Annotated in this window: 12 protein-coding genes; 6 read left to right on the top strand and 6 right to left on the bottom strand. The window is 69.8% G+C overall.

Translation table 11 applies throughout. The features are described from left to right. Positions 1 to 204 precede the first annotated feature (204 nt). Both BDO18943_RS26470 and BDO18943_RS26465 read right to left on the bottom strand, forming a co-directional pair. Positions 205 to 1,179: a PDR/VanB family oxidoreductase gene (locus BDO18943_RS26470; RefSeq protein ID WP_175024671.1), complete on the bottom strand. Its 975-nt coding sequence runs from the start codon at positions 1,177 to 1,179 to the stop codon at positions 205 to 207. Between the two features lie 157 nt (positions 1,180 to 1,336). After that, complete coding sequence (locus BDO18943_RS26465; RefSeq protein WP_175024670.1) at positions 1,337 to 2,734, bottom strand: spinster family MFS transporter; 1,398 nt, start codon at positions 2,732 to 2,734, stop codon at positions 1,337 to 1,339. 411 nt (positions 2,735 to 3,145) lie between these two features. Between BDO18943_RS26465 and BDO18943_RS26460 the strand changes: the two genes are divergently transcribed. Beyond that, positions 3,146 to 4,264 (top strand): porin, encoded by a 1,119-nt coding sequence (locus tag BDO18943_RS26460; protein WP_175024669.1) that lies wholly within the window; start codon positions 3,146 to 3,148, stop codon positions 4,262 to 4,264. Between the two features lie 56 nt (positions 4,265 to 4,320). Here BDO18943_RS26460 and BDO18943_RS26455 read toward each other — a convergent pair whose 3' ends face one another. Further along, entirely contained in the window at positions 4,321 to 5,355 is a 1,035-nt protein-coding gene (locus BDO18943_RS26455; RefSeq protein WP_175024668.1) for a LysR family transcriptional regulator, read from the bottom strand. Next, positions 5,352 to 6,326 carry an AraC family transcriptional regulator gene (locus tag BDO18943_RS26450; protein WP_175024667.1) on the bottom strand — a complete coding sequence of 325 codons (975 nt, stop codon included), beginning with the start codon at positions 6,324 to 6,326 and terminating at the stop codon, positions 5,352 to 5,354. Before BDO18943_RS26450 ends, BDO18943_RS26455 begins: the two co-directional genes overlap by 4 nt. Positions 6,327 to 6,475: 149 nt before the next feature. On the opposite strand from BDO18943_RS26450, the gene BDO18943_RS26445 reads away from it, so the two are divergent. Continuing rightward, a complete protein-coding gene (locus BDO18943_RS26445; RefSeq protein ID WP_175024666.1) occupies positions 6,476 to 7,591 on the top strand; it encodes an NAD/NADP-dependent octopine/nopaline dehydrogenase family protein in 1,116 nt (371 codons plus the stop codon). After that, positions 7,588 to 8,598: a 3-hydroxybutyryl-CoA dehydrogenase gene (locus tag BDO18943_RS26440; protein WP_175024665.1), complete on the top strand. Its 1,011-nt coding sequence runs from the start codon at positions 7,588 to 7,590 to the stop codon at positions 8,596 to 8,598. The genes BDO18943_RS26445 and BDO18943_RS26440 overlap by 4 nt, the downstream gene beginning before the upstream one ends. A 122-nt stretch (positions 8,599 to 8,720) precedes the next feature. Here BDO18943_RS26440 and BDO18943_RS26435 read toward each other — a convergent pair whose 3' ends face one another. Together BDO18943_RS26435 and BDO18943_RS26430 are read right to left on the bottom strand one after the other, a co-directional pair. Further along, entirely contained in the window at positions 8,721 to 10,058 is a 1,338-nt protein-coding gene (locus tag BDO18943_RS26435; RefSeq protein WP_175024664.1) for an MFS transporter, read from the bottom strand. A gap of 144 nt (positions 10,059 to 10,202) precedes the next feature. Next, positions 10,203 to 11,093 (bottom strand): LysR family transcriptional regulator, encoded by an 891-nt coding sequence (locus BDO18943_RS26430; protein WP_175024663.1) that lies wholly within the window; start codon positions 11,091 to 11,093, stop codon positions 10,203 to 10,205. Positions 11,094 to 11,194: 101 nt separating this feature from the next. On the opposite strand from BDO18943_RS26430, the gene BDO18943_RS26425 reads away from it, so the two are divergent. From BDO18943_RS26425 to BDO18943_RS26415, 3 genes are read left to right on the top strand one after another with little or no spacing between them, the layout of a single operon-like run. Next, positions 11,195 to 12,748 (top strand): AMP-binding protein, encoded by a 1,554-nt coding sequence (locus BDO18943_RS26425; RefSeq protein ID WP_175024662.1) that lies wholly within the window; start codon positions 11,195 to 11,197, stop codon positions 12,746 to 12,748. An 11-nt stretch (positions 12,749 to 12,759) separates the two neighbouring features. Beyond that, complete coding sequence (locus BDO18943_RS26420) at positions 12,760 to 13,947, top strand: acyl-CoA dehydrogenase family protein (protein WP_175024661.1); 1,188 nt, start codon at positions 12,760 to 12,762, stop codon at positions 13,945 to 13,947. Further along, the gene (locus BDO18943_RS26415) at positions 13,944 to 15,089 is read left to right on the top strand and encodes a CaiB/BaiF CoA transferase family protein (protein ID WP_175024660.1); all 1,146 of its coding nucleotides are present in this window, start codon (positions 13,944 to 13,946) and stop codon (positions 15,087 to 15,089) included. Before BDO18943_RS26420 ends, BDO18943_RS26415 begins: the two co-directional genes overlap by 4 nt.

The raw sequence follows: 15,089 nt of genomic DNA, 5'->3' as shown, positions 1-15,089 counted from the left end.
TTCGACGATGCGTGACCGATGGGGACGAAGGCAACGCGCGGGATGCGCACGATGCTGGCCGAGCTCGTCGGTCGTTTCGACGACGCGTGACCCATGAGGCGGAGGGCAATGCGCGGAGGTGCGCGTTGCTGGCCGCGTGTGTCGAGCCATTCGACGGCGCGAGACGTCCTGAACGGGCGTTGCTCGTGCCGCGCGAATCAGTGATCAGAGATCCAGAACGAGCACCGCCGAACGCGCACGCGACACGCAGCAGCAGATCACCGTGTTGCTCGCGCGCTCGGCCTTGCTGAGACAGTGATCGCGATGATCGGGCTCGCCGTCGATCACAGGCACCATGCAGGTGCCGCACACGCCTTCGCCGCATGACGTGTCGACCTCGATGCCGATGCGCGCGAGCGCGTCGACGATCGACGTGTCGGGCGTGACGCGTACCGATTGTCCGCTGCGCTGCAGACGCACTTCGAAGCCGTCGGCCGGGCCGGCGCCCGCATCGGCGGCGGCCGGTTCCACCGCGAAGCGTTCGAGATGGATCGAATCGTCGGGCAAGCGCGTCGCGGCTGCCGCGACGACCGCATCCATGAACGGCCCCGGGCCGCACGTATAGACGTGGGCGTGCGCGTCGACCGATTCGACGCAGCGGCCCAGCTCGGCCGCGAGCGCGTCGGGCTCGATGCCGTAGTGGAACGTCACGTGCGACGCGAACGGCTCGGCCGACAGTTCGTCGACGAAGGCCGCATGCTCGCGGCTGCGGGCGAAATAGTGCAGCCGGTAACGCGCGCCGCGCTGGTGCAGCGCATACGCCATCGACAGCAGCGGCGTGATGCCGATGCCGGCCGCGATCAGCACGTGCTCGCTCGCGTCATCCGTCAGACGAAACAGGTTGCGCGGCGCGCCGATCGACAGCTCGGCGCCGACCTGCACGTCGTCGTGCAGCGAACGCGAGCCGCCGCGCGACTGCGCTTCCTTCTTCACCGCGAACAGGTAGCTGCCGCGTTCGTCGGGGTTGCCGCACAGCGAGTACTGCCGCGTGATGCCGGACGGCGCGGTCACATCGATATGGGCGCCCGGTTCGTATGCGTCGAACGGCTGGCCGTCGACGCGCGAAACCCGGAAACAGCGGATGTCCTGCGCCGCGTCGATCAGCGCGTCGATCCGGACTTGGTGGCGGTTCGCTTGCATGGGGAAATCCGTGGGGTAGGGGAAACGCGGCGCGGCAGACACCGCGCCGTCATGCGATCGAGAATAGGGATGGGCATCGCATAAATCAAATCGATTAAAAAGCGATGCCTGAATCAGTGGGATGGATGATGGTCGGGCGACGGAATGCGCTCGACGTTCAGCGCGCGGCGATCGGATTGCCCGCTTCGGCCGCCTGCGGTGCCGCTGCCGACGCATGGCCACGTTCGCGATCGAGGCTGCGGCGATAGTGCCGGCACCCTGCGGCGAGCAGCAGTGCGGCGAGCGTGGCCGCCGCGACGTTGACGATCGACATCGAATGGCCGACCGCCGCCGGCGCGCCGAACACGCGATCGGTGAACAGCGCGACGACGGTCGTGCCGATCCCGAGCGCGATCAGGTTCGACACGAGCAGGAACAGCGCGGAGATCTGCGCGCGCATCTGGTTCGGCGCGAGCGTCTGCATCGCGGCGGTCGACGTCGGCATCGGGAACGACGCGAAGAACATCGCGACGACGAGCATTGCAAGCGACGCGGGCAGCGAGTCGAGCTGCGTGAACAGCGTCGCGGGGATCACCATGCACGCGGCGCCGATCGCGCCGGCACGCATCGGTGCATCGTGGCGGCCGCGCCGCAGCAGCCAGTCGTTGAGCCAGCCGCCGCAGAACACGCCGGCCGTGTTCGCCACCAGCAGCACGATGCCGAGCGTGTAGCCGGCTTCGACGGCCGTCATCCCGAAGTGGCGGATATAGAACGCGGGCGTCCAGCTCAGCAGGCAGTACAGCGTCATCGCGTAAAACGAGAAGCCGAGGTAGTGGCACGTGAAGGTCGCGCGATGCGTGCCGACGAAGCGCAGCGAATCGCGCATCGACACGCGCCGCACGGCGCCCGAGCGATCCTGCGCGAGCCCCTTGCGCTGCGGGTCGCGCACGGTCGCGGCGAACAGCAGGGCGACCAGCAGCCCGGGCAGCCCGACGATCAGGAACGTGACCTGCCACGCATGCACCTGCCCGACCACCGGCAGCGTGAATGCGCTCGCATGCTTGAGCAGCGCGATCACGTAGCCGCCGATCAGGAACGCGATGCCGCCGCCGATGAACGAGCCGAGCGAATACACGGCGATCGCGCGCCCGAGCTTCTCCTTCGGGAAGTAGTCGGCGAGCATCGAATACGCGCCGGGCGACAGCGCGGCCTCGCCGACGCCGACGCCCATCCGTGCGATGAACATCTGCGCGAAATGCTGGCTGAGCCCGCACGCGGCGGTCGCGACGCTCCACAGCGCAATGCCGAGCGAGATGATCCGCGGGCGTGCGTAGCGATCGGCGAGATACGCGACGGGCAGCCCCATCACCGCATAGAACAGCGAGAACGCAAAGCCGTTCAGCAGGCTGAACTGCGTATCGGACAGGTGCAGGTCGCGCTTGATCGGCTCGATCATCAGCACGAGGACCTGGCGGTCGACGAACGAAAAGATGTACGCGAGCATGCAGATGACGACGACATACCATTCGTACGTATAGCGCTTGCCGTCGGCAGCGCGGGCCGTGGATGCGGACATGCGGATTCTCCAGGAGCGGGCGGTGGAAACGCGCGGCGGCGGCCTTGCGGGCCGGGCGCCGTCGCGGCGCGAAAGCGTGCGGGGGGCACGTGTCGGAGACGCAGCGTAGTCGGCCAATTTCGGCCGCCATAGCCGGAGTGACAGCCGCGCCACACGGGCATTTACCGACCCGGATAAAGAAAACACCAGGGGCGCGCGCGCCGGCCGCCGCGCGGTGCGCTTGTGGCGGGGCGCGCACGCATCATGCGGCGCATCTATAAGCGTTATAGAGCGCATTGCGTCGACGTCCGAAATTGTCGTTCCTAGACTCGGCCCGGTTTTGATCGGCAGCGTTGGCCCTTCGCGGCGAACGCGCTTCACTCCACGCGGCGCGAGGCCGACAGGCGCCGGAAACTCTACGGGACGACGACGATGAACCAACCGAACGGGCGGGCCGACCGGCTTGCCGTACCGCTTGCCGCGCTGCTTGCCTGCGCGGCGCTGCCCGCCTTCGCACAATCGAGCGTGACGCTCTACGGCCGCATCGACACCGCGATCGAATACGCGAACGCCGGGCCGAACCACGTGACGCGCATGGGCAGCGGCAACCTGTGGGCGTCGCAGTGGGGGCTGAGGGGCGTCGAGGATCTCGGCGGCGGCTACGCGACGATCTTCAAGCTGGAAGACGGCTTCAATGCGGGCAGCGGTGCGCTGTCGAACAGCAGCGCACTGTTCGGCCGCGAGGCGTGGGTCGGCATCACGGGGCCGTTCGGCGGCGTGCAGTTCGGCGAGCTCTACACGATCCTGCACACGACGCTCGTCACGTACAGCCTGCCGGGCCTCGGCGCGGGGCTCGCGTGGGGTAACGCGACCAACAACTTCGTCGGGCCCGCGTTCCTGCGCGTGCGCAACTCGATGCGCTATACGTCGCCACGCTACGCGGGCTTCATGCTGCGGGCGATGGCCGCGCGCGGTACCAATGGCGCGGCCGGACAGCCGGCGACGCTCGGCGATACCTACGGCGCGGGGCTCAACTACGTGCGTGGCGGCCTGTCGGTCGACGTCGACTACATGCAGCAGAAGTTCAGCCCGGTGGCCGCGTCCGCGCTCGGCGACTCGAGCCCGGCCGCGAACGGCAACTACACGCTGGGCGCGATTTCGTACGATTTCAGCGTCGTGAAGGTGGCCGCGCTGTACATGCGCCATCGCGGCGGCCCCGACGTCGCGACCGCGATCGACAGCCAGAGCGCGTATCCGCACAGCGACATCATGGAGCTGAGCGCGACGGTGCCGATCGGGCGTGCGTCGCTGCTGCTGAGCGTCGGCCATTACCGCAAGGTCGCGGACAGCGACGGCAACGCCGATTCGTATGGCATCCGCTTCGACTATCCGCTGTCGAAGCGCACGGTGTTGTACACGGGCGCCGCGATGGTGCGCAACGGCGCGCATGCGCGCTTCGTCGTCAACGGCGCGGCCGGTGGCGGCGTCGCGGTCGCGAAGCCGGGCGCGACCGCCAGCTCGATCGTCGCGGGCATCCTCACGGCGTTCTGACCGGCCCGCGCCGGTGCCCGCTCGCGCTGCGTGCGCCGCTCGCGGCGTTCGCGTCGTTATGCGCAGGCGGGCGGCTGCGGCGCGAGCCATGCGTCGAACGGCGCCAGCTCGCCGATGTTGAACAGTTCGAGCAGCAGCGCGCGCAGCCAGCGATGGCCGGGGTCGGCGTCGAAGCGCCGGTGCCAGTACGCGTTGACCGCCCATTCGCTTGCGCCGGCGATCTCGTACAGCGTGCACGGCTGCCGCGCCGCAAACGTGATCGCGATCGTCTCCGGCAGGATCAGCGCGTAGTCGCCGTCCTGCAGCAACGCGGGCACCACCATGAAATCGGGTAACGCCGCGCGCACGCGCGGCATCAGCCCGTGCCGCTCCAGCAGCTGCATCGATTGCGGATGCGACGTGACCGCGACGAAACGCAGCGCGTCGGGCGCTTCGCCATCGAGCACGTAGTCGTCGGGCAGCGCGACGCGCTGCGCGGTGCGGCGCGGCATCAGCAGCACGCAGCGCTCGTGCAGCAGCGCGGCGCGCTGGAAATGGCTCGACGCGTCGGCGAAATGCCCGAGAGCGAAGTCGATGCGCCCCGATTCGAGCGCGACGTTGAGCTGGCATTCGTCGACGTGCAGCGTCTCGATCACCGCACCCGGCGCGCGACGGGCGAATTCGGCGAGCAGCGTCGGCAGGAACGCGCTCGCCGCGAAATCGCTCATGTGCAGGCGGAACACGCGCTGCGTGCTGTCGGGCGTGAAGCGCGAGCCTTCGTCGAGCACGTCCTGCAGGATCGCGAGCGCCTTGTCGACAGATAGCGCGAGCCGCTGCGCGCGCGGCGTCGGCTCGACGCCGGTGCCGGTGCGCACGAACAGCGCGTCGCGGAACATCAGCCGCAGCCGGCCGAGCGCATAGCTGACGGACGGCTGCGTGACACCGAGCCGCAGCGCCGCGCGGCCGACGTGCCGCTCCTCGTAGACCGCGCGAAACGTCTTCAGCAAGTTGAGATCGAGATCCTGCACGCGCAGTTCGGACGGGTCGCCGTCGTGCGGCGCGGATTCGACGCGGGCCGGGGCCGCCGGGCGGCCGGTTGCGGAGTGCGTCATCGGGGTTGCCTCGCGGTGACGGAAGGCGCGTGGCCGTAACGCCGCGCATACGCCTTCGCGAAATGGCCGAAGCCATGGATGCCGTGCGCGATCAGCACGTCGGTCACGCTGCGCGCGTCGCCGCGTTGCAGCGCCGTGTGCACGGCGGCGAGCCGGCGTTCGCGCACGTAGGCGGCCGGCGTGGTGTGCAGGAACGCACGAAAAGCGTGCTGCAGCGTGCGTGGCGCGACGCCCGCGACCGCCGCGAGCGCGGCGAGTGCGAGCGGTTCGCCGAGGTGCGCCTCGACGTGATCGCACGCGCGACGCACGTGGGCCGGCAAGGGCGGCGTGCCGCGCGCGAGCGCATCGCTGTACGAATGCGGCAGGTGCGTGAGCAGCAGCGACATCAGCCACGCGGTGAGGTCGGCGCCGAAGGTCGTCGCGGCCGTGCCGATGCCCGGCTGCGCCCCGAGCCGGCACAGGTACTCGAAGGTCGGCAGCAGCAGCGCGGCGCCCGCGCCGGCGCCGCCGGCCGCGAGATCGAACTGCAGCGGCCGCGTGAGCGTGGCCTGCAGCATGTCCTGCAGCTTGCGTTCGAGCGCGCCGCGTTCGAGCCGCAGCACGAGGTTGCGGCAATCGGGGCTCGTGCTCAGGCGGCTCGCGAGTGCGGGCGACGACACGGTCAGCTCGCCGGGGCCGGCGCGCGCGACGACGCTGCCGGCCTGCAGCTCGCAGGCACCCGCAAGCGTCAGCCGGAACAGGAAGTGATCGGTATCGCCGCCGAAATCGATGCGCGTTTCGCGGCCGTAGCAGAGTTCGAGCAGCGCGCCGTGATGCAGCGGCACCTCGTACAGCTCCGCATGAAACGGATCGCGGCCGCGCGAGGCCATCCGGTGCGGCCCGAGCCGGTGCGCGACCGCGCGTTCGACTTCGTCGGGGGCGTGCAGCGTGCCGAGCCGGTTCGGCGCATGGCGGGACAGGGCGATATCCATTCACGGACCTCGTAGCGGATGCAGGGGCGCGGCGGCAGGCGCATCGCCGCGATTGCGTTGCGCGAACGGGCGTGCCGTTGCGCGTTTTGAAGCGACGCGGCGGGGGCCGCCGCGTAGTCTCGACAACACTCAATCACCGGGAGAAGACGATGAAGGTATGTGTTCTGGGCGGCGGCCACGGCTGCCATGCGGCGGCCATCGACCTGCTCGAGAAGGGCCATGACGTGACGTGGTGGCGGCGCGACCGCGAGCCGCATGCGCGGCTGCGCGAACTCGGCGTGCTGAACGTGACCGACTATCGCGGCAAGCGCACGGTGCCGCTCGGCGATGCGCCGGGTGCGATCCGCCTGACCGGCGATCTCGCGGCCGCACTGCGCGGCGCGCAACTCGTCGTGGTGCCGCTGCCCGCCACGTCGCACGACGCGCTCGCCGCGCAGGTCGCGCCGTTGCTGGAGGACGGCCAGGTCGTATTCCTGCCGCCAGGCACGTTCGGCAGCTTCGTGTTCGCGCAGGCGGCGGCCGACGCCGGCAACCGTTCGCGCGTCGCATTCGCCGAGACGGGCACGTTGCCGTACCTGGTGCGCAAGCATGGCGACAACGACGTCGTGATCAGTGCCTACGCGACGCGCTTGCCGACCGGCATGTTTCCGGCGAATGCCGCCGGTTGGGCGTTCGACGTGTTGCGCGCGGGCTATCCGTCGGTCGAGCCGGTCGAGGATGCGTTGTCGGGCGCGTTGATGAACGCGGGGCCCGTGATCCATCCGCCGCTGATCCTGATGAACGCCGGACCGCTCGAACACTTCGACGCATGGGACATCCACAACGAAGGCACGCAGCCGTCGATCCGTCGCGTGACGAACGCGCTCGACGCCGAACGCATCGCGGTGCGCGAAGCGCTCGGCTACCGCGCGCCGCATTTTCCGCTCGCGGATCACTACGCGGCCGAAGGCGACGAATGGATGTACGGGCGCGGCGCGCACGGCAAGCTGACCGATAGCGGCGACTGGCGCGAGAAGATCGATCTGCGCACCCATCGCTACATGCTCGAGGACACCCGGCTCGGGCTGTCGTTCATCGTGTCGTGCGGGCGCTGGGCCGGTGTGCCGACGCCGGTCGCGCAGGGGCTGCTGAGCATCGCAAGTGCGGTCTCGATGCGCGACCTGTATGCGGAAGGGCGCACGCTGGAGCGGCTCGGGATCGCGGCGCTGTCGAAGGATGCGATGCGTGTGCTGCTCGACAAGGGAGTCGTTGGAGGCGCGGCATGAGCGCGGTCGCCGAAGTGACGCGCGTGCACGTGCTCGGCGCAGGGCGCATGGGGCAGGGGATCGCGCTTGTATTCGCGTTCGCGGGCCTCGACGTGACGCTGATCGACTTCAAGCGGCGCGATGCGGCTGGCCAAAGCGAGTTCGACGATCGCACGCGCGACGAGATCGCCAGGCCGCTGCACGCGCAGGTCGCGCTCGGCCGTATCGATGCCGCGCAGGCCGATGCGGTCGTCGCGCGCATCGCGCTCGTCTCGCGGGAAGGTGCGGCGGAGGCCGTGCGCGATGCAGCCGTCGTGTTCGAGGCGCTGCCCGAAGTGCTCGATGCGAAGGCCGACGCGCTGCGCTGGCTCGGCGAGCATGTCGATGCGCGCGCAACGATTGCGTCGACCACGTCGACGTTCGTCGTCACCGAATTGCAGCGCCATGTCGCGCATCCGGAGCGGATGCTGAACGCGCACTGGCTGAATCCCGCGCTGCTGATGCCGCTCGTCGAGATCAGCCGTAGCGATGCGACCGACCAGTCGGTGGTCGGCGCGCTTGCCGCGCTGCTCGAACGCGTCGGCAAGAAGCCGGTGATCTGCGGGCCGGCGCCCGGCTACATCGTGCCGCGCATCCAGGCGCTCGCGATGAACGAGGCAGCGCGGATGGTCGAGGAAGGTGTCGCGAGCGCGGAGGACATCGACACGGCCATCCGCACCGGCTTCGGCCCGCGTTTCGCGGTGCTCGGGCTGCTCGAATTCATCGACTGGGGCGGCTGCGACATCCTGTACTACGCGTCGAAGTATCTCGCCGGCGAGATCGGCCCGCGCTTCGCACCGGCCGCGAGCGTCGTACGCAACATGGAAACCGGGCGCGACGGCGTGCGCACGGGGACCGGCTTCCACGACTATGCGAACGTGGATGTGCCCGCGTACATGCGGCAGCGGCTCGGCGAATTCGCGCGGCTGCTCGATCATCTCGGGCTGGCGCCGGTGTTCGACGGCGCGCGGCGCAACCCGGACGCGTAGCCCGGACGTCGCAGGCGCGTGAGCTTGCGGTGCCATGAAAGCGCGCACGTGGCACTGTGAACCGGCGGGGCGCTCGCCCGTCGGCAAAGGCACGGGCGTGGCGGCCGGCACGGGCCGCGCGCTCATGCCGCCTCGCCGCGCGAGTCGGCGGCCGGGGCGGTGCGCGTCTCGCGCATCACGCACAGCGTCGCGACGGTCACGAGGCCGAGCGCGATGAGGAACAGCGACACGGGCCACGACGCGTGATAGTGCGCGAGCAGCGCCGTTGCGATCAGCGGCGACATCCCGCCCGCGAAGATCGATGCGACTTCATGCCCGAGCGCGACGCCCGAGTAACGCACCTCGGTGCTGAACAGCTCGCCGACGAGCGCGGGCAGCGTGCCGATCATCGCGCCGTGACTCACCGCCGTACCGACCGTGAGCGCGAGCCACACGAGCGGCGTCACGCGTGTGTCGAGCAGCCAGAAGAACGGGAACGCGCACGCGACGAGGCTCAGCGCGCCGATCAGGTACACGGGCTTGCGGCCGATCCGGTCGGACAGCCGGCCCCACGCGAGCATCGCGCCCATCTCGACGATCATCGCGATCATCACGCCGGTCAGCATCACACCGTTCGGAATGCCGACGTACTTGCCGTAGACGAGCGAGAACGCGAGGAAGATGTACGCGCCGCCGTTCTCGGCCACGCGCAGCCCCATCGCGAGCAGGATTTCCTTCGGGTGGCGACGGACGCATTCGACGATCGGCAGATGCGTGTGCGCGCCGCGCTTGCCGGCCTGCTCGAAGTCGCGGCTTTCCGGCAGATGGCGGCGGATATAGATGCCGATCGCGAAGATGACGATGCTCGCGAGGAACGGCAGCCGCCAGCCCCACGTGCGGAACGCGTCGTCGGGCAGCGCCTGCGCGGCGAGAAACGCGGCCGACGACAGCACGAAGCCGCCGCCCACGCCGAGCTGGCTCCACGCGGCGTAGTAGCCACGCTGTTCCGGCGGTGCGTTTTCGCTGATCATCAGCACGCCGCCGCCCCATTCGCCGCCGGACGCGATGCCTTGCAGCAGGCGCAGCGCGACGAGCGCGGCCGGCGCCCACACGCCGACCTGCGCATAGGTCGGCAGCAGGCCGATCGCGAAGGTCGACGCGCCCATGATCAGCAGCGTCCACACGAGCGACGCCTTGCGCCCGTAACGATCGCCGACGTGGCCGAACACGATTCCGCCCAGCGGCCGCGCGACGAAGCCTAGCGCGAAGGCCGCGAACGCGGCGAGGCTGCCTGCGAGCGGCGACGCGCCGGGCGGGAAGAACACATGGCCGAACACGAGCGCCGCGGCCGTGCCGTACACGAAGAAGTCGTACCACTCCATCGCGTTGCCGGCGACGGAAGCGATGACGATCCGGCGCAGCTGCCGGTCGGCGAGCGGCCGGGCGGCGCTCGGGAATTGCACGGTGTCGGTCGGGACCATGGCGGACTCTGAAGGGGAGGCGGGCGCGTGCCGTCTTTGCAGCACTGCGGGCTAGTGTTGTCGGCACCGTGCCCCCGGTCAAATCCGCAGAAAAAGGGGAGGGTCATCACTCCGGCTGATGATGGTCGCGGCGCTTCCCCGCGCCTATTCCACGCTTTCCCGCAGCAGCGCGATCATCCGCTGCGCCAGCGGCGGCACGTACGCGCCCGCCCGGTGCATGGCGCCGATGCGCCGGTCGAGTTCGAGCTCGCCGGCCCGCAGGTCGAGCGCGCGTAATCCGGTTATCTGGTCGAGCGCATCCATGCCGCCAACGCACAGCAGCGGCGTGCCGCGCAACAGCTGCAGCAGCGACGTATTGCCGAAGTCGGTCTCGATGCGCAGACGCGGCGCCGGTAGGTCGCGTGCGCGGAACGCGTCGTCGATCCGGTGCCGCACGGGAATCGTCGCTTCCGGCAGCAGCCATTCCTGATCGGCGAGATCGGCGAGCGTCAGCCCGCGCTTGCGTTGCAGCGGGTGCGCGGCGTCGGCGAGCACCGTCAGCCGGTCGTCGAACAGCGCGATGGTTGCGAGCGCGGCGTCCGGCTCCTGCGGCTCGGGCGCCACCACCAGATCGAGCTCGCCGGCCGAGAGCAGGTCGAGCAGTTCGCGCGCGAGCCGACAGCGCAACCGCAGTCGCGCGGCCGGCCGTTCGCGGATCAACTGCCGGCACGCACCGAGCACGAACGCATTGGGCACGGTCGGCGAGTAGCCGATCCGCACCACGCCCTGTTCGCCGCCGCGAATCGCGCGCATCTCCTGCATCGCGTCATCGAACTCGAGCGCGATCCGCTGCGCGCGCGCGACGAAGCGTGCGCCGGCCGGTGTCGGCGTCATCCCGTTCGCGGTGCGCTCGAACAGCGTCACGCCGACTTGCGCTTCCAGCCGCTGCACGGCTTTCGTGAGCGCCGGCTGCGACAGCCCCAGCGCCTCCGCAGCCTTGCCGATGCTGCCGTGCCGCTCCACGGCCAGCAGGTACTCCAGATCGCGCGTGTCCATCGGGGGATTCCTGTCGGTTATGACTTTATATCCGGTGATGCATTGTGGTGATGCCTGGGCATCTTACAGACTGGCGGCACTGTTCGACCAGGAGAATCGTTTTGAGCTTCGCCTACTTCCTGCGGCGCGCGGCCCGTTACTGGGGCAGCCAGCCCGCCGTGATCCACCGCGACCGCGTCGTCACCTACCGTCAGCTCGACGAGCGCTCGACCAGGCTCGCGAATGCGCTGCGCGGCCTCGGCTTCGCGCCCGGCACACGCATCGCCGTGCAGGCGCGCAACTGCATCGAGCTCGTCGAGATCGAATGCGCGCTGTACAAGGCTGGCCTCGTGAAAGCCGCGCTGAATCCGCGCTTCACGGCGGCCGAGGCCGCCGACGTCGTCGGCAACTGCGCGCCCGCCGCGTTCATCGGCGGGCGCGGCTACACGGATTACACGCCCGATTCGCCGGGCTTCGCGTCGGTCGAGCGGTTCGTATCGATCGGCGGCGCGGTGTCCGGCTATCTCGACTACGAAATGCTGCTTGCCAAGGGCGGCGAGACACCGCCCGACTACCTGCCGGCGCCGGACGATCTTGCCGTGCTGCATTTCTCGTCCGGCTCGACGGGGCGCATCAAGGCCGCGATGCAGAGCTACGGCAACCGGCTCGCGTCGCTGCGCAAGATCGTGCTGGGGATGGACCGCCCCGCGCAGCCCGGCGACCGGCTCGCGCTGATCGGCCCGATCACGCATGCGTCCGGGATGCTGATGCAGCCGTACCTGTTCTGCGGCGCCACGCTCGTGCTGTTCGACGCGTTCGAGCCCGCGCATTTCCTCGCCGACGTCGCGCGTCAGCGCATCACGCACACGTTCATGGTGCCGGCGATGGTCAACATGCTGTTGAACGCGCCCGAGCTCGCGCAGGCCGACCTGCGCAGCCTGAAGGTACTCGGCTACGGCGCGGCGCCGATGGCGCCGGCGCGCATCGAGGAAGCGTGGGCGCGCATCGGCCCCGTGCTGTCGCAAGGCTATGGCGCGAGCGAATCGACATCCGGCGTCACGCGGTTCGGCATCGCCGACCATGCGCACGCGCTGCTGCACGACCGCGAGCGTCTCGCGTCGTGCGGCCGGCCGCTCGGCGAAACCGAGGTGCGTGTGGTCGATGCCGACGGGCGCGAAGTCGAAGGCGACGCGATCGGCGAGATCGTGATTCGCGGCGCGGACGTGTTCCAGGGCTACTGGAACGCGCCGGAGTTGACGCGCGAGGTGCTGGTCGACGGGTGGCTGCACACGGGCGACCTCGCGCGCACCGATCGCGAAGGCTTCATCTATCTGGTCGACCGCAAGCACGACATGATCATCTCGGGCGGCTTCAACGTGTATCCGACCGAAGTCGAAGCGGCGCTTTACCGGCACGAAGGCGTGCTCGAGGCCTGCGTGGTCGGCGTGCCCGACGACAAGTGGGGCGAGGCCGTCAAGGCGGTGGTCGTGCTGCGTGCCGGCCGTGATGCGCAGGCGAACGATCTCGTCGCGCACTGCCGCGCGCAGCTCGCCGACTACAAGCTGCCGCGCTCCATCGATTTCGTCGCCGAGCTGCCGAAGAACGCGAACGGCAAGATCGCCCGCAAGCTCGTGCGCGAGCAGTACTGGCGCGGTGTCGCGCGCCGCGTCAACTGAAGGAGCCCGTCATGTTCGATCATCTGCAACGCCCTGAATTCGTCGCGCTGCGCGCGGCCGTGCTGCGCTTCGTCGACGACGAACTGCGTCCGATCGAGCGCGAGCTGCAGCTCGACTCCGAGGATGTATGGCCGCGCGACGTGCTGCGCCGCGTCTGGCAACGCTCGGCCGCGCTCGGCTTCTATACCGCGAGCCTGCCCGTCGAGATCGGCGGGCAGGGGCTGTCGATCGCCGAGGTGTGCGCGCTGAAGGCCGACCTCGCCGCGTGCGGCGCGGCGCTCGCGCCGCACGTGCTCGGCGAACTCGGCGGGCCGCCGCGCGTCGGCAACATGCTGAAGTACGCGACGCCCGCGCAGCTCGATCGCTATTTCAAGCCGGTGATGCGCGGCGAGAAATCGACGTGCTTCGCACTGACCGAGCCACACTCGGGCTCGGACGCGATGAGCATCCGCACCACGGCGGTCGAGGACGGCGATGCGCTCGTGATCAACGGCACGAAGCATTACATCAGTGGCGCCCCGTTCGCCGATTTCGCGATCGTGATGTGCGTGACCGATGCGTCCGCGACGCCGCCGCAGATCACGGCCGTGCTGGTCGATCTCGACCTGCCCGGCGTGACCGTCGAGCACGAGTACGTGCCGATGTCCGGCCAGCACATCGACGCGGACATCCGCTTCGTCGACGTGCGCGTGCCGCGCGAGAACGTGTTCGGCGGGCTCGGCAACGGCTTCCGGCTCGGCATGTCGCGCATCAACGTGAACCGGCTGCTGCATTGCCCGACGATGCTCGGCCTCGCAATGTCGGCGTATCGGGCGTCGCTCGATTACGCGCGCACGCGCCGGCAGTTCGGTGGCCCGATCGCGCGGTTCCAGGCGATCCAGCACATGCTGGCCGACATGGCCGCCGCGCTGTGGGCATGCGAAAGCATGATCGCGCATACGGCCGCGCTCGCCGATTCAGGCGCCGACCTGCGGATGACGGCGGCCGCATGCAAGCTGTACGTGTCGGAGCGCTGCTTCGAGGTCGCGGACAAGGCCGTGCAGATCCACGGCAACGTCGGCGTCACGCGCGGCCATCCGGTCGAGCAGACGTTCCGCAAGCTGCGGATGTTCCGGATCCTGACCGGTACCAGCGAGATCCAGCGCAATACGATCGCGAAGGCGATTCTCGAACCGGCCGGCGCGGGGGGCGGTGCATGACGGCCCGCGATGACGCACGCGACGCATGGCCCGCCGCCGATGGCGACGCGCCGGCCTGGTCGTGCCTGCGCGGCGTGCGGATCGTCGATGCCGGCCAACTGCTGCCCGGCCCGCATGCGTGTGCGTTGCTGCGCCAGCTCGGCGCCGACGTGATCAAGGTCGAGCCGCCGGGCGGCGACGCGTTGCGGCAGTTCGGCGCCGACACGTTTGCGCAGTTCAATCGCGGCAAGCGCTCGATCGTGCTCGACCTGAAGACGCCGGACGGCCGCGCACGCTTTCTCGATCTCGTGCGCGATGCCGATGCGGTGGTCGAAGGCAACCGGCCCGGCGTGATGGCTCGGCTCGGGCTCGGCTACGACGTGCTGGCGCACACGAACCCGCGCATCGTGCTGTGCTCGATCACCGGCTACGGGCAGGACGGCCCGTATGCGAACCGTCCCGGCCACGACCTGAACTTCCTGGCCGACGCCGGTTACTGGTCGGTGCCCGCGCAACTGCACGATACCGTCGCGCGGCCGCGCGTGCGCCTGGCCGATCACGCCGCTGCGCTGCACGCCGCGCTTGCGCTGGCGGTCGCCGTGATGAGCGCGCGCGCGAGCGGGCGCGGCCAGCATCTCGACGTGTCGATCCACGACGCGATATTCGCGTGGACCGCACCGGCCGCGTGGGCGCTGCGCACCGGCCGCGATACGCGCGACGCGGCACGCTGGGTGATGCCCGACAACGACCTGTTCGAGACTGCCGACGGCCGGCACATCGTGCTTGCGACGCTCGAGGACAAGTTCTGGGCCGCGTTCGCGGATGCGCTCGGCGACGCGTATCCGGCGCTGCGCGAACCGCGTTTCGCACAGCGCGCGGGCCGGCAGCAGCACCGGCACGCGCTTGGCGCGCTGTTGCGCGCGACTTTCGCGACGCGCACGCAGGACGACTGGATGCGCGTGCTCGGCGCCCTCGGGTTGCCGGTGTCGCGCGTGCCCGCCGCGGGCGCGGTGTTCGACGATCCGCACGTGCGCGCCCGCGGCGTCGCCCGCGAGGTGGCGGCCGACCGGTCGCTCGCGGTGCGCTTCCCGGTGAAATTCTCGCTTGGCCTGCCGGACGGCGACGACCGTGTACCGGCGCCCGGCGAGCACGGCGGCGGATAG

It is taken from the genome of Burkholderia aenigmatica, from assembly GCF_902499175.1.
In the GTDB taxonomy this organism is placed as follows: Bacteria; Pseudomonadota; Gammaproteobacteria; order Burkholderiales; family Burkholderiaceae; genus Burkholderia; species Burkholderia aenigmatica.
The sequence above is the reverse complement of the archived record's forward strand: the minus strand, read 5'-3'. Positions and strand labels throughout refer to the sequence as shown.

Bases quoted from the DNA above. Each gene is read 5' to 3' on its own strand.
- BDO18943_RS26470 (WP_175024671.1), bottom strand. From the start codon at position 1,179: ATGCAAGCGAACCGCCACCAAGTCCGGATCGACGCGCTGATCGACGCG.
- BDO18943_RS26465 (WP_175024670.1), bottom strand. From the start codon at position 2,734: ATGTCCGCATCCACGGCCCGCGCTGCCGACGGCAAGCGCTATACGTAC.
- BDO18943_RS26460 (WP_175024669.1), top strand. From the start codon at position 3,146: ATGAACCAACCGAACGGGCGGGCCGACCGGCTTGCCGTACCGCTTGCC.
- BDO18943_RS26455 (WP_175024668.1), bottom strand. From the start codon at position 5,355: ATGACGCACTCCGCAACCGGCCGCCCGGCGGCCCCGGCCCGCGTCGAA.
- BDO18943_RS26450 (WP_175024667.1), bottom strand. From the start codon at position 6,326: ATGGATATCGCCCTGTCCCGCCATGCGCCGAACCGGCTCGGCACGCTG.
- BDO18943_RS26445 (WP_175024666.1), top strand. From the start codon at position 6,476: ATGAAGGTATGTGTTCTGGGCGGCGGCCACGGCTGCCATGCGGCGGCC.
- BDO18943_RS26440 (WP_175024665.1), top strand. From the start codon at position 7,588: ATGAGCGCGGTCGCCGAAGTGACGCGCGTGCACGTGCTCGGCGCAGGG.
- BDO18943_RS26435 (WP_175024664.1), bottom strand. From the start codon at position 10,058: ATGGTCCCGACCGACACCGTGCAATTCCCGAGCGCCGCCCGGCCGCTC.
- BDO18943_RS26430 (WP_175024663.1), bottom strand. From the start codon at position 11,093: ATGGACACGCGCGATCTGGAGTACCTGCTGGCCGTGGAGCGGCACGGC.
- BDO18943_RS26420 (WP_175024661.1), top strand. From the start codon at position 12,760: ATGTTCGATCATCTGCAACGCCCTGAATTCGTCGCGCTGCGCGCGGCC.
- BDO18943_RS26415 (WP_175024660.1), top strand. From the start codon at position 13,944: ATGACGGCCCGCGATGACGCACGCGACGCATGGCCCGCCGCCGATGGC.